This window comes from Pseudomonas sp. P108 (assembly GCF_032613195.1).
In the GTDB taxonomy this organism is placed as follows: Bacteria; Pseudomonadota; Gammaproteobacteria; order Pseudomonadales; family Pseudomonadaceae; genus Aquipseudomonas.
Genome location: NZ_CP126691.1, coordinates 1,452,223 through 1,464,664, shown reverse-complemented (window position 1 = coordinate 1,464,664; position 12,442 = coordinate 1,452,223). Strand labels below are relative to the sequence as shown.

At 59.2% G+C, this 12,442-nt stretch carries 15 protein-coding genes; 9 read left to right on the top strand and 6 right to left on the bottom strand.

Annotation, left to right across the window (positions count from 1 at the left end; translation table 11 throughout):
- The first annotated feature begins 51 nt into the window (after positions 1–51).
- From rimO to tsaA, 6 genes are all read left to right on the top strand, one after another.
- The gene (rimO, locus tag QOM10_RS06375) at positions 52–1,389 is read left to right on the top strand and encodes a 30S ribosomal protein S12 methylthiotransferase RimO (RefSeq protein ID WP_095188906.1); all 1,338 of its coding nucleotides are present in this window, start codon (positions 52–54) and stop codon (positions 1,387–1,389) included.
- A gap of 552 nt (positions 1,390–1,941) precedes the next feature.
- Positions 1,942–2,415 carry a GNAT family N-acetyltransferase gene (locus QOM10_RS06370; protein WP_127926076.1) on the top strand — a complete coding sequence of 158 codons (474 nt, stop codon included), beginning with the start codon at positions 1,942–1,944 and terminating at the stop codon, positions 2,413–2,415.
- A 191-nt stretch (positions 2,416–2,606) separates the two neighbouring features.
- Positions 2,607–3,317 carry an rRNA pseudouridine synthase gene (locus QOM10_RS06365; RefSeq protein ID WP_127926075.1) on the top strand — a complete coding sequence of 237 codons (711 nt, stop codon included), beginning with the start codon at positions 2,607–2,609 and terminating at the stop codon, positions 3,315–3,317.
- A gap of 72 nt (positions 3,318–3,389) precedes the next feature.
- Positions 3,390–3,860, top strand: a complete 471-nt coding sequence (locus QOM10_RS06360; protein ID WP_316917753.1) for a DUF1456 family protein — start codon at positions 3,390–3,392, stop codon at positions 3,858–3,860.
- Between the two features lie 129 nt (positions 3,861–3,989).
- The gene (locus QOM10_RS06355; protein WP_127926074.1) at positions 3,990–4,760 is read left to right on the top strand and encodes an SDR family oxidoreductase; all 771 of its coding nucleotides are present in this window, start codon (positions 3,990–3,992) and stop codon (positions 4,758–4,760) included.
- A 169-nt stretch (positions 4,761–4,929) separates the two neighbouring features.
- Positions 4,930–5,628 (top strand): tRNA (N6-threonylcarbamoyladenosine(37)-N6)-methyltransferase TrmO, encoded by a 699-nt coding sequence (gene tsaA, locus QOM10_RS06350; RefSeq protein ID WP_174245045.1) that lies wholly within the window; start codon positions 4,930–4,932, stop codon positions 5,626–5,628.
- A 110-nt stretch (positions 5,629–5,738) separates the two neighbouring features.
- Here tsaA and fpr read toward each other — a convergent pair whose 3' ends face one another.
- Positions 5,739–6,518, bottom strand: coding sequence for a ferredoxin-NADP reductase (gene fpr, locus QOM10_RS06345; RefSeq protein ID WP_007908723.1), 780 nt, complete (start codon positions 6,516–6,518; stop codon positions 5,739–5,741).
- 133 nt (positions 6,519–6,651) lie between these two features.
- Here fpr and QOM10_RS06340 point away from each other — a divergent pair, with 133 nt between their 5' ends.
- Positions 6,652–7,578, top strand: a complete 927-nt coding sequence (locus tag QOM10_RS06340) for a LysR family transcriptional regulator (protein ID WP_316917752.1) — start codon at positions 6,652–6,654, stop codon at positions 7,576–7,578.
- Here QOM10_RS06340 and QOM10_RS06335 read toward each other — a convergent pair.
- From QOM10_RS06335 to QOM10_RS06325, 3 genes are all read right to left on the bottom strand, one after another.
- Positions 7,575–7,937 (bottom strand): diacylglycerol kinase, encoded by a 363-nt coding sequence (locus tag QOM10_RS06335; protein WP_042557932.1) that lies wholly within the window; start codon positions 7,935–7,937, stop codon positions 7,575–7,577. The genes QOM10_RS06340 and QOM10_RS06335 overlap by 4 nt on opposite strands.
- A 74-nt stretch (positions 7,938–8,011) precedes the next feature.
- Positions 8,012–8,662 carry a response regulator transcription factor ErdR gene (gene erdR / locus QOM10_RS06330; protein WP_077571373.1) on the bottom strand — a complete coding sequence of 217 codons (651 nt, stop codon included), beginning with the start codon at positions 8,660–8,662 and terminating at the stop codon, positions 8,012–8,014.
- A 223-nt stretch (positions 8,663–8,885) separates the two neighbouring features.
- Entirely contained in the window at positions 8,886–9,632 is a 747-nt protein-coding gene (locus QOM10_RS06325; protein WP_160038550.1) for a tRNA-uridine aminocarboxypropyltransferase, read from the bottom strand.
- 189 nt (positions 9,633–9,821) lie between these two features.
- Between QOM10_RS06325 and QOM10_RS06320 the strand changes: the two genes are divergently transcribed.
- Positions 9,822–10,247: a PA3611 family quorum-sensing-regulated virulence factor gene (locus QOM10_RS06320; RefSeq protein WP_008077172.1), complete on the top strand. Its 426-nt coding sequence runs from the start codon at positions 9,822–9,824 to the stop codon at positions 10,245–10,247.
- On the opposite strand, the gene QOM10_RS06315 is transcribed toward QOM10_RS06320, so the two are convergent.
- Positions 10,248–10,442, bottom strand: coding sequence for a hypothetical protein (locus tag QOM10_RS06315; RefSeq protein ID WP_034154934.1), 195 nt, complete (start codon positions 10,440–10,442; stop codon positions 10,248–10,250).
- A gap of 351 nt (positions 10,443–10,793) precedes the next feature.
- Here QOM10_RS06315 and QOM10_RS06310 point away from each other — a divergent pair, with 351 nt between their 5' ends.
- Positions 10,794–11,912 carry a TIGR00730 family Rossman fold protein gene (locus QOM10_RS06310; protein ID WP_316917751.1) on the top strand — a complete coding sequence of 373 codons (1,119 nt, stop codon included), beginning with the start codon at positions 10,794–10,796 and terminating at the stop codon, positions 11,910–11,912.
- A gap of 55 nt (positions 11,913–11,967) precedes the next feature.
- Here the strand turns inward: QOM10_RS06310 and recX are convergent, their stop codons facing one another.
- On the bottom strand, positions 11,968–12,438 hold the full coding sequence (recX, locus tag QOM10_RS06305) for a recombination regulator RecX (RefSeq protein ID WP_110720180.1): 471 nt from the start codon (positions 12,436–12,438) through the stop codon (positions 11,968–11,970).
- Between the last annotated feature and the right edge of the window lie 4 nt (positions 12,439–12,442).

Below are 12,442 nucleotides of genomic sequence, written 5' to 3'. Positions count from 1 at the left end.
CCGTCGGCTTTCGCACCAAGAAAGCGATGTCACAAAATACCGAGGTTAGACATGTCCACCACTCCCGCGCCGGCCAATCCAAAGGTTGGCTTTGTATCTCTGGGTTGCCCGAAAGCACTGGTCGACTCCGAGCGCATCCTGACCCAGCTGCGCATGGAAGGCTATGACGTGGTGTCCACCTATCAGGACGCCGACGTGGTAGTCGTCAACACCTGCGGTTTCATCGATTCGGCCAAGGCTGAGTCGCTGGAAGTGATCGGCGAAGCGATCAAGGAAAACGGCAAGGTCATCGTCACCGGTTGCATGGGCGTGGAAGAAGGCAACATCCGCAACGTGCACCCGAGCGTGCTGGCCGTGACCGGTCCGCAGCAATACGAACAAGTGGTCAACGCCGTGCACGAAGTCGTACCGCCGCGTCAGGATCACAACCCGTTGATCGACCTGGTGCCGCCGCAAGGCATCAAGCTGACCCCGCGCCACTACGCGTACCTGAAGATTTCCGAAGGCTGCAACCACAGCTGCAGCTTCTGCATCATCCCGTCGATGCGCGGCAAACTGGTCAGCCGTCCGGTGGGTGATGTGCTCGACGAAGCTCAGCGTCTGGTCAAATCCGGCGTCAAAGAGCTGTTGGTGATCTCGCAAGACACCAGCGCCTACGGCGTTGACGTGAAATACCGCACCGGTTTCTGGAACGGCGCGCCGGTGAAAACCCGCATGACCGAACTCTGCGAAGCCCTGAGCACCCTCGGCGTCTGGGTGCGTCTGCACTACGTTTACCCGTACCCGCACGTTGACGAGCTGATCCCGCTGATGGCCGCCGGCAAGATCCTGCCGTACCTGGACATCCCGTTCCAGCACGCCAGCCCGAAAGTATTGAAGTCGATGAAACGCCCGGCCTTCGAAGACAAGACCCTGGCGCGCATCAAGAACTGGCGCGAAATCTGCCCGGACCTGATCATCCGTTCTACCTTCATCGTCGGCTTCCCGGGCGAAACCGAAGAAGACTTCCAGTACCTGCTGAACTGGCTGACCGAAGCCCAGCTCGACCGCGTCGGTTGCTTCCAATACTCACCGGTGGATGGCGCTCCGGCGAATGATCTGGATCTGGAGATCGTACCGGACGACGTCAAGCAGGATCGATGGGATCGCTTCATGGCGCACCAGCAAGCGATCAGCTCGGCACGCCTGCAAATGCGTATCGGCCGTGAAATCGAAGTGCTGGTGGACGAAGTCGACGAGCAAGGCGCGGTCGGCCGCTGCTTCTTCGATGCCCCGGAAATCGATGGCAACGTGTTTATTGATAACGGCAGCAATCTGAAGCCGGGTGACAAGGTCTGGTGCAAGGTTACTGACGCTGACGAGTATGACCTGTGGGCTGAGCAGATCTGACCTGAAGATCAAAAGCCCCTCACCCTAGCCCTCTCCCAGAGGGAGAGGGGACTGATTGAGGTGTTCTTGCGAGCTGCACCGACCTGAACGTTCGAGTCGAACTCAGGTTTTGAACAGCACGAAGATAAGCTCCCTTCCCCCTCGCCCTCTCCCAGAGGGCGCGGGGACTGATCTATGTGTTCTTGCGTGCTGCACCGACCTGAGCCATCCGGTCGAACTCAGGTTTTGAACAGCACGAAGATCTGCGCCCTTCCCCCCTCGCCCCCTTGGGGGAGAGGGGACTGATCGAGGTGTTCTTTCGAATTGCGGCGACTAGAAATATCCAGTCGGGCTCAGGTTTTGAACAGCATGAAGATCAGCTCCCTTCCCCCTCGCCCCCTTGGGGGAGAGGGTTGGGGTGAGGGGGAGAGATCTTGCTGGCGACAGAAATAGCCAGCCAGATACCGCAACAAATACAGAAAGCCCCGCTCTTTTTACGAGATGCGGGGCTTTTTTACGGCTATCGTTTAGCGGGGGACGGACTCCCTTGAAACGGACAAGAGGCAGACAGGCATGCGTCACCATTCGGTCATCCACACGCCGAAACTCAGCGATTATCAGGAACTGACCCGGGTCTGGGAGGCCTCGGTCCGCGCCACCCATGACTTTCTGCCGGACAGCTATATCGAGCTGCTGCGCAATCTGGTGCTCACGCGTTATCTCGATGCGGTGATGCTGGTTTGCACCAAGGACGCCGACCAGCGCATCACCGGGTTTGCCGGAGTCGCGGCGGGCAAGATCGAGATGCTGTTTATCGATCCTGAGCATCGCGGTCAGGGCTTGGGCAAGAAACTGCTCAACTATGCCATGCAGCATCTGAATGCCGATGAGCTGGACGTCAACGAGCAGAACCCGCAGGCCTTGGGCTTCTACTTCAAGCAGGGTTTCGAGGTAATCGGCCGCTCGGAGGTCGATGGCATGGGCCAGCCGTATCCGTTGTTGCATATGCGTTTGCGCCAGAACCAGCAGCGCTCCAGTAACGGTTGACACAATCCAAAACAACTGTGGGAGCTAGCCTGCTAGCGATGCAGGCGACGCGGTCAGTCAGATACACCGCGGTGATGCAATCGCCAGCAGGCTGGCTCCCACAGGGAATTGCGAACAGCCTGTAAATGGAACCGGGCTTAACCGGCGCCACACAGGTACAATGCCCACCCCTTTTTTGTTACGGCCCTGTCATGACTGACCCGATTCGCCTCTCCAAACGCCTCATCGAACTGGTCGGTTGCTCCCGCCGGGAGGCCGAGCTGTTCATTGAGGGCGGCTGGGTCACCGTGGACGGCGAAGTGATTGACGAGCCGCAATTCAAGGTCGGCGACCAGAAGGTCGAGCTCGACAAGGACGCCAAGGCCACCGCGCCGGAGCCGGTGACCATCCTGCTCAACGCCCCTGCCGGCATGGACGTTGAAACCGCCATGCAATCGCTGAGCGCCGAAACCCTCAGCGAAGAACACCGCTTCAGCAAACGCCCTCTGCGCGGGCACTTCCTGCGCCTGACCGCCAGTGCCGATCTGCAGCCCAAGGCCAGCGGTCTGCTGGTGTTCACTCAGGACTGGAAAATCCTGCGCAAGCTCACCGCTGACGCCGCGAAGATCGAGCAGGAATACGTGGTTGAAGTCGAAGGAGACATGGTCGCCCACGGCCTCAACCGCTTGCAGCACGGCCTCACCCACAAGGGCAAGGAGCTGCCGCCGGTCAAGGCCAGCTGGCAGAACGAAAACCGTCTGCGCTTCGCCATGAAAAATCCGCAGCCGGGGATCATCGCCCAGTTCTGCGAAGCGGTCGGCCTGAAGGTCATCGGCATCCGCCGCATCCGCATCGGCGGCGTCTCGATCGGCAAAGTCCCGGTCGGCCAATGGCGCTACCTGTCCGGCAAAGAGAAGTTCTAAGACTTCCACTGCCGCCACACATTCCGGCAGCGCGCCCGCGTGCTGCCCACAACGCTTATCAGGATTACTCACATGATTCATAACGACGTATTGCGCAGCGTGCGCTACATGCTCGACATCAGCGACAAGAAGGTTGTCGAGATCATCAAGCTCGGCGGCATGGACGTAGCGCTCGCCGATATAGTGACCTGGCTCGACAAGAAAGAAGAAGACGAAGAAGGTTTCGTGCGCTGCCCGGACGAAGTCATCGCACACTTCCTCGACGGTCTGGTGATCTTCAAGCGTGGCAAGGACGAAAGCCGTCCGCCGCAGCCGATCGAAGTGCCGGTGACCAACAACATCATCCTGAAAAAGCTGCGCGTAGCCTTCGAACTGAAAGAAGACGACATGCACGCAATCCTCAAGGCCGCCGAGTTTCCGGTGTCCAAGCCTGAGCTGAGCGCGCTGTTCCGCAAGGTCGGCCACACCAACTACCGTCCGTGCGGCGACCAGTTGCTGCGCAACTTCCTCAAGGGTCTGACCCTGCGCGTTCGCCCGGCCTGATCCCCTTCTGCGGTGGCGACTGATGGTCGCCGCCGCAACGCATGACGGCTCATTCCCTCCAGAAATAATGGCTCCGCTTTGTGCGGCTGACGACTAGGGTGTACTGATCCCTAATCCTCAGGACTCGCCATGCACCCGTATTTCTCCCTGCAAGGCCGCACCGCTCTGGTGACTGGCGGCACCCGTGGTATCGGCAAAATGATCGCCAAGGCCTTTGTCGAGGCTGGCGCGCGTGTCTATGTCTGCTCGCGCGATGCCGAAGCCTGCCATCAAACGGCTGAAGAACTCAGCGCCTTGGGCAAGTGCCACGGCGTGGCGGCGAATCTGGCGACTGAAGAAGGCGTGCAGGAACTGGCCGCGCGCCTGGGCGAGCAGATCACGCATCTGGATATTCTGGTGAACAATGCCGGCACCACCTGGGGCGCGCCGCTGGAGAGCTACCCGGTCAAGGGCTGGGAAAAGGTCATGCAGCTCAACGTAACGTCGGTGTTCACCTGCATCCAGCAGTTTCTGCCGTTGTTGCGCAAGGCCGGCTCGGCGGCGAATCCGGCGCGGATTATCAATATCGGTTCGGTGGCGGGGATTTCTTCGTTTGGCGAGCAGGCGTATGCCTATGGGCCAAGCAAGGCGGCCCTGCATCAGTTGTCGCGGATTCTCGCGCGGGAGCTGGTGAGCCAGCACATCAATGTCAACGTGATCGCGCCGGGGCGCTTTCCGAGCAAGATGACGCAGCATATTGGCAGCGATCAGCAGGCATTGGCTGAGGACACGGCGCTGATTCCGATGAAGCGTTGGGGGCGTGAAGAGGAGATGGCGGCGTTGGCGATCAGTCTGGCGAGTACGGCTGGGGCTTATATGACCGGGAATATCATTCCACTTGATGGCGGATTTAGCCTCTGACATCGGCGGTGCGGCCTTCGCGAGCAGGCTCGCTCCCACATTGGATCCGTGTCTTGCACACAACCCCTGTGGGAGCGAGCCTGCTCGCGAAGAGGCCAGCCCTGCTAACACCAGACTTTAGGCCTGTCGGGTTATCATGCCCACCCCTGCCCCGCTTCGAATGCAAACCATGACTTACAGCGTCTCCCCCATCGGCTTCGTGCGCTCCTGCTTCAAGGAGAAATTCGCCATCCCCCGCCAACCGCAACTGGCCCCAGCCGCCCGTGGTGTGCTGGAACTGGTGGCGCCGTTCGATCAGGGTGACGCGGTGCAAGGCCTGGAGCAGGTCAGCCATGTCTGGCTGCTGTTCCTGTTTCATCAAGCGCTGGAAGATAAACCGCGACTGAAAGTCCGTCCGCCCCGCTTGGGCGGCAACAAGTCCATGGGCGTGTTCGCCACCCGCGCCACACACCGTCCTAATGGCATCGGCCAGTCCGTGGTGAAACTGGACAAAGTCGAAGCCAATCGCCTGTTCATCTCCGGCATCGACTTGCTCGACGGCACGCCGATTCTCGACATCAAACCCTACGTGCCTTACGCCGACATCATTCCCGAGGCTGCCAACAGCATCGCCAGCGCTGCGCCACAGCTGATTGACGTGCAGTGGACGGATTCCGCGCTGCAACAGGCGCACGCACACGCTCAGCGTCTTGATGAACCGTTGGTGGCGTTGATTGAACAGTGTCTGGCCCAGGATCCGCGTCCGGCGTATCAAACCCCGGTGCCGGAACGCGAGTACGGCGCGCAGTTCTGGGATCTGGACGTACGCTGGCATTACCCGACGCCTGAGCAGATCCGCGTGCTCGAAGTCATCCCTGCCGAAGCGTAACCCCCGGAAACGAAAAAGCCCGCGCTGCCTTAACAGGCAACGCGGGCTGATCGTTCCCACGCTCCGCGTGGGAATGCATCCAGTGACGCTCCGCGTCACCGGCCAAACGCTTACTTCTCGACGAACGCACGCTCGATCAGGTAATCACCCGGCTCGCGCATCCGCGCCGAGATCTTCAGGCCGAAGCTGTCGAGCACTTCGCTGGTCTCGTCGAGCATGCTCGGGCTGCCGCAGATCATCGCGCGGTCGTCCTGCGGGTTGATCGGTGGCAGGCCGATGTCGCTGAACAGCTTGCCGCTGCGCATCAGGTCGGTCAGGCGGCCCTGATTCTCGAAAGGCTCGCGGGTCACGGTCGGGTAGTAGATCAGCTTGTCACGCAGCGCTTCGCCGAAGAACTCGTTCTGCGGCAGATGCTCGGTGATGAATTCGCGGTAGGCGACTTCGTTGACGTAGCGTACGCCGTGAACCAGGATCACTTTTTCAAAGCGCTCGTAGGTTTCCGGGTCCTGAATCACGCTCATGAACGGCGCCAGGCCAGTGCCGGTGCTCAGCAGGTACAAGTGCTTGCCTGGGTTCAGGTCATCCAGAACCAGGGTGCCGGTAGGCTTCTTCGAGATGATGATCTCGTCGCCTTCCTTCAAGTGCTGCAGTTGCGAAGTCAGCGGGCCGTCCTGCACCTTGATGCTGAAGAACTCCAGATGCTCTTCCCAGTTCGGGCTGGCGATCGAGTAAGCGCGCATAAGCGGGCGGCCGTTTGGCTGTTGCAGGCCGATCATCACGAACTGACCGTTCTCGAAGCGCAGGCCCGGATCGCGGGTGCACTTGAAGCTGAACAGAGTGTCGTTCCAGTGATGAACACTGAGGACACGCTCGTGGTTCATGTTGCTCATGTACGTTTGACTCCTGGAGATTGGGTCTGCGCTGGCTTTTGAAGGCGACGGTGCGCAATTGCATCGCATTCTAATAGCGACGACAATATCTGTTAACTGGATTATTAAGATAAGGGTTATCGGTTATATCGATATGCGATTTACTCTCCGTCAACTTCAAGTCTTCGTCGCCGTCGCCCAGCAGGAAAGCGTATCCCGTGCTGCGGGTCTGCTCAACCTCTCGCAGTCGGCCGCCAGCACCTCGATCACCGAGCTCGAGCGCCAATCCAGCTGCCAGCTGTTCGACCGCGCCGGCAAACGGCTGAGCCTCAACGCCCTTGGCAAACAGCTGTTGCCACAGGCGGTGGCGCTGCTCGATCAGGCCAAGGAAATCGAGGACCTGCTCAACGGCAAATCCGGTTTCGGCTCGCTGTCGGTCGGCGCGACGCTGACCATCGGCAATTACCTGGCAACCCTGTTGATCGGCAGCTTCATGCAGCGCCATCCGGAAAGTCAGGTGAAGCTGCATGTACAGAACACTGCCAATATCGTGCAACAAGTCGCCCACTACGAAATTGATCTGGGTCTGATCGAAGGCGATTGCAGCCACCCGGACATCGAAGTGCAGAGCTGGGTCGAGGATGAGCTGGTGGTGTTCTGCGCGCCGCAGCATCCGCTGGCCCAACGCGGCACTGCAACCATGGAAGAGCTGACTCACGAAGCGTGGATTCTGCGTGAACAGGGTTCCGGCACGCGGCTGACCTTTGATCAAGCCATGCGTCACCATCGCAGCTCGCTGAATATCCGTCTCGAGCTGGAACACACCGAAGCGATCAAACGCGCGGTGGAATCGGGGCTGGGGATTGGCTGCATCTCACGGCTGGCGCTGCGTGATGCGTTCCGCCGTGGCAGTCTGGTGCCGGTGGAGACGCCGGATCTGGACTTGGCGCGGCAGTTCTACTTCATCTGGCACAAGCAGAAATACCAGACTTCGGCCATGCGCGAGTTTCTCGAGCTGTGCCGCGCTTTCACCGCCGGGGTGCAGCGCAGCGACGAGATCGTTTTGCCGACAATCGCTTAAAGCAGAATCACTGCCCACACCAGCGCGATCATGCTCAATGCCACGAACTGCGCGGCGCTGCCCATGTCCTTGGCGTTCTTCGACAGCGGGTGCAGTTCCAGCGAGATGCGGTCGATGGCCGCTTCTACCGCCGAGTTCAACAGCTCGACGATCAGCGCCAACAAGCACACGGCAATCAGCAAAGCCTGCTCCACGCGGCTGACATTGAGGAAGAACGTCAGCGGAACCAGCACGACATTAAGCAGCACCAGTTGACGGAATGCCGCCTCACCGGTGAAGGCTGCGCGCAGACCGTCCAGCGAGTAGCCGGAAGCGTTGAGGATGCGTTTCAGGCCGGTCTGGCCCTTGAAAGGTGACATAAAGTAGAAACCAACCAAAAAGGAGTGGGAAAACTAGATCAACAAAAGTCAAAAAAGCGTGAAGACGCCAGCCATTATTGGCTCGGAATTGACTCAAGTTGTTGCAGCAGTAAAGCCGCTTGCGTGCGGGTGCGCACATTCAGCTTGCGAAAGATCGCCGTGACGTGGGCCTTGATGGTCGCTTCCGACACGCTCAGCTCATAGGCAATCTGCTTGTTCAGCAGGCCTTCGCAGACCATGGTCAACACGCGGAACTGCTGCGGCGTCAGGCTGGCAAGGCCATCGCTGGCAGCTTTGGCTTCGTCGGAAACGGCGACCGCTTCAAACGCTTGCGGCGGCCAGAAGACATCGCCATCGAGTACTTTGCGCACCGCTTGCTGAATCACGCTGAGGTCGCTGGACTTGGGAATGAAGCCACTGGCGCCGAACTCACGGGATTTGACCATCACCGAAGCTTCTTCCTGCGCCGAGACCATCACCACCGGAATCTGCGGATACTGTCCGCGTAGCATGACCAATCCGGAAAATCCGAAAGCGCCGGGCATATTCAGGTCCAGCAGGACCAGATCCCAGTCGGCTTTTTCGGTCAAGCGGGTTTCCAGTTCGGCGATGCTTGCTACTTCGACCAAGCGTACATCAGGGCCGAGGCCCAGCGTCACCGCTTGATGCAGGGCGCTACGAAACAGAGGGTGATCATCGGCAATCAGGATGTCGTATGTGGCCATTTTTCAAATGATCCTGTTTTTGATGGCAGACGCGGTGCATTCCGGTCTGGCCAAAGCAACTCAAGATACCGCTTGGCGGCGATATCCACAGGGGCACGTTCAACGCCAATCAACAGCAAACACGGCGTTTCAAACCTTGGCCGCACCCCAATCGGCGCCAAGCATGCCCAGCGCAGACTGGGTGGTCAAGCAGCACGGCCGCCGTTGTGCACAGTATGGGCCACTATTGGGCCAACTCCGGCTGCGGCTTTCGTATATAGGGCAGCAACTCGGCGTGAGCAGGAGTGGACTCATTCATGTCGACCTGCTGTTTGGCGCCGAGGTAATGCTGGCTGAACACGTCGAAATAGGCGTCCAGCGCAGAGGCGGCGTCGCTGTCACCGGCCAGTTCCAGACACAACGCGGCGACTTCGGCAGTGCACAAGTGCTCGCTGCGGGTCGAACGACGCAAGCGGTAGCGCGAAAGTTTGTCGGGTAACAGACTCAAGATCGGCAAGCGATCGAAATACGGGCTCTTGCGGAAAATCTTCCGCGCTTCGGTCCAGGTCGCATCGAGCAAAATGAACAGCGGACGTTTGCTGCTATCGATCGCGACGGTGTTGGTCACGCGCGATGGCTCGACGTATTCGCCAGGAAACACCAGGTATGGCTGCCACTGCGGATCGTTGAGCAGCGCCAGCATCTGCGGATCGGGCTCGGTGCGCGACCAGATAAACGCATGGTTATCGCGCACGACATCGGCAATCAGCCAACCGGTGTTGCTCGGTTTGAACACTTCCTTGCCGGTCATGATCAGACACACGCCCGAACGCGTTTCGACACTCGGCCGCCAGGCGCACAGGCAATGGCTGATGATCACCCGGCAGTCGCGGCAACGCTCAGAGCGAAAGCCACGGGCCTGAATCGGCTTGATGCCTTCATCTTCACGCTGGTCACGCAGACGAGCGACGGCGTTGGGGGCATGATTCATCGCGGATAACGCCGAAAAGCAGGAAAACTCGACACGAACAACACTCGGCAGGGCAATAAAGGCCGGCAGTTTACCAGAGCGACGGGCACAAGCCTGTACCCTCCCGACCGGCTCCCCTATAATTCGCCGCCACTGAACGCACAGTCACGTGGCTGGTCGAACCACCAGTCACTGAACCAGGAGAGTTTCATGCTGCGCCTTATCGTTCCCACCGCTGCCATTCTGCTGGCGTCGTCCTTCACCGCTCAGGCTGCCTCCCTGAGTGAGCAGAATCTGAACCGCGAGCTGCGCAACGTCGCCGCCCAGAGCAGCGTCGGCACGCCACGCGCCATCAGTGAAGACATTCTTGATCAGGGCTTCACCGTTGAAGGCACGCAGTTGATCAACCACCTGAGCGTGCAGAAGAGCCACGCCGACAAGATGCGCGCTGACCCTAAAGCCGTGTATTTCCAGTTGGGCGCTTCGGTGTGCAACAACCCGTCGTTTCGCAAGCTGATGGCCAAGGGCGCGATCATGCGTTACGACTTCACGGAAGTGAAAACCAACAAAGCGATCGGCTCCGCCAGCTACCAGGAATCGGATTGCCCGAAAGCCGGGCCGGCGAAGAAGAAGTAATCATCGAGAATTGGCGCGCCGCTGTTCATCCTCGGCGCGCAGTTCGGCCAGCAAGGCCTGTAAATAGTGCGAACGGCGCTCGCCGCCCGCCAACCGCCGGCAGCACTCTTCTTCGAGACTGAGATGATTGGTCTCGGCTGATGCCTTCAACATTCGATACAGCTGCGTATCGATCTCCAGAATCACTCTGGCCATGTGCCCCGCCTCCTTGCCACCCGCAAATCCTTGAATCGCGTGCACCTTGCGTACGTTTGTTGACGCAAAGCTGTCGTACGGCGCCTGTGAGTTAGTTAATCAGAGGGATTGCCGCTCGGCGCACGTTCGGACGAGCGGTGACGGAACGGGCGGAAAATCAATAAACGGTTGCCAGCCAAAACCTTGCAACGCAATGATCAAGTCAGCGCGATTGCGCGCAAGGGTCTAGATTCAGAGTATTCCCGATCACTTTTCAACGGCAGGAAAGGAACTGTCGATCGTGTGTTTTTTGCAGCGCGGCACTGACGCCGCTCGTCAGGGCCAACCGCTCTGTGCAGAAGGAGACGTTGAATGCCTTACCAACCGAATGACCTCTTGAGTCGTCATTTTCAGGAAAGCGGCCCCGACCTCATCAGTAAGGTCGAAGAACAACTCAACCGTGTTTCCCCCAACAGCCCGAACATTCCGATCTACCGCGACATGATCCTGACCGTGCTGCGCATGGCTCAGGAAGACCACAACCGCTGGAACGCCAAGATCACCCTGCAAGCCCTGCGCGAACTGGAGCAGGCATTCCGGGTGCTGGAACAATTCAAGGGCCGACGTAAAGTCACGGTGTTCGGCTCGGCGCGTACACCAGTCGAACATCCTCTATATGCCATGGCCCGTGAACTCGGCGCGGCGTTGACCCGCTCGGGGATGATGGTCATCACTGGCGCCGGGGGCGGCATCATGGCCGCCGCCCATGAAGGTGCCGGCCGCGATCATAGCCTCGGCTTCAACATCACCCTGCCCTTCGAACAACATGCCAACCCGACCGTCGACGGTACCGGCAATCTGCTGCCTTTCCATTTTTTCTTCACGCGCAAGCTGTTCTTCGTCAAAGAGGCTGACGCACTGGTTTTATGCCCCGGCGGGTTCGGCACACTGGATGAAGCATTGGAAGTGCTGACTTTGATCCAGACCGGCAAAAGTCCATTGGTGCCGGTGGTGCTGCTGGATGCGCCAGGCGGCACATTCTGGCAAGGCGCGATGGACTTCATCCGCCAGCAATTGGAGGCCAACCACTACATCCTGCCGACTGACATGAAGCTGATGCGTCTGGTTTATACCGTTGAGGAAGCGGTGGAACAGATCAACCAGTTCTACGGCAACTTCCACTCCAGCCGCTGGCTCAAGCGGCAATTCGTGATTCGTATGCATCACAAGCTCAGCGATCAAGCGCTGGAACATATGCAGGAGGCCTTTGCCGATCTGTGCCTGAGCGACCAGTTTCATCAACACGCCTACAGCGGTGAGGAGCAGGATGAAGCGCAGTACAGCCATCTGGTGCGACTGGCCTTTGCCTTCAATGCCCGCACTCATGGGCGTCTGAGGGAGTTGATCGACTACATCAACCTGCCGGAAAACTGGGCTGATTCAAAACCGCAAACAGCGCAACGTTCGCGCGAACCCTCAAAGGTAATTTGAGGGCAAAAAAAAACGGCCCGCTATTTTCATAGCGGGCCGTTTTTATTGAATCGTTTTAATCGTCCATGCCTCGACCGCTGAACAAGCGGTTGATCATCTCCATCGAAAACCCCCGATACGCCAGAAATCGGCCTTGTTTGGCCCGTTCCTTCGCATCAATCGGTAAATGCCCGGAGAACTTCCGGCGCCACGTTTCCTGAAGTTGTTCCTGCCAACTGATACCGCTTTCGCGCAGGGCGAGTTCAATATCGGCGCGTTGCAAACCGCGCTGGCTCAGCTCTTCGCGAATCCGCAGAGGGCCGTAGCCGGAACGGGCACGGTAGGAAACAAAGCTTTCAAGGTAACGGGCTTCGGAAAGCAGCCCCTCTTCCGTTAAACGGTCGAGGGCTGTTTCGATCATATCCGCCTCGGCGCCGCGCTGACGCAGTTTGCGCGTCAGCTCGACTCGACCGTGCTCGCGGCGTGCGAGCAGGTCCATGGCGGTTCGCCGCACAGCGACGAGGGTATCGAGTACGGCGGTGGTCATCGCT

Bases quoted from the DNA above. Each gene is read 5' to 3' on its own strand.
- rimO (WP_095188906.1), top strand. From the start codon at position 52: ATGTCCACCACTCCCGCGCCGGCCAATCCAAAGGTTGGCTTTGTATCT.
- QOM10_RS06370 (WP_127926076.1), top strand. From the start codon at position 1,942: ATGCGTCACCATTCGGTCATCCACACGCCGAAACTCAGCGATTATCAG.
- QOM10_RS06365 (WP_127926075.1), top strand. From the start codon at position 2,607: ATGACTGACCCGATTCGCCTCTCCAAACGCCTCATCGAACTGGTCGGT.
- QOM10_RS06360 (WP_316917753.1), top strand. From the start codon at position 3,390: ATGATTCATAACGACGTATTGCGCAGCGTGCGCTACATGCTCGACATC.
- QOM10_RS06355 (WP_127926074.1), top strand. From the start codon at position 3,990: ATGCACCCGTATTTCTCCCTGCAAGGCCGCACCGCTCTGGTGACTGGC.
- tsaA (WP_174245045.1), top strand. From the start codon at position 4,930: ATGACTTACAGCGTCTCCCCCATCGGCTTCGTGCGCTCCTGCTTCAAG.
- fpr (WP_007908723.1), bottom strand. From the start codon at position 6,518: ATGAGCAACATGAACCACGAGCGTGTCCTCAGTGTTCATCACTGGAAC.
- QOM10_RS06340 (WP_316917752.1), top strand. From the start codon at position 6,652: ATGCGATTTACTCTCCGTCAACTTCAAGTCTTCGTCGCCGTCGCCCAG.
- QOM10_RS06335 (WP_042557932.1), bottom strand. From the start codon at position 7,937: ATGTCACCTTTCAAGGGCCAGACCGGCCTGAAACGCATCCTCAACGCT.
- erdR (WP_077571373.1), bottom strand. From the start codon at position 8,662: ATGGCCACATACGACATCCTGATTGCCGATGATCACCCTCTGTTTCGT.
- QOM10_RS06325 (WP_160038550.1), bottom strand. From the start codon at position 9,632: ATGAATCATGCCCCCAACGCCGTCGCTCGTCTGCGTGACCAGCGTGAA.
- QOM10_RS06320 (WP_008077172.1), top strand. From the start codon at position 9,822: ATGCTGCGCCTTATCGTTCCCACCGCTGCCATTCTGCTGGCGTCGTCC.
- QOM10_RS06315 (WP_034154934.1), bottom strand. From the start codon at position 10,442: ATGGCCAGAGTGATTCTGGAGATCGATACGCAGCTGTATCGAATGTTG.
- QOM10_RS06310 (WP_316917751.1), top strand. From the start codon at position 10,794: ATGCCTTACCAACCGAATGACCTCTTGAGTCGTCATTTTCAGGAAAGC.
- recX (WP_110720180.1), bottom strand. From the start codon at position 12,438: ATGACCACCGCCGTACTCGATACCCTCGTCGCTGTGCGGCGAACCGCC.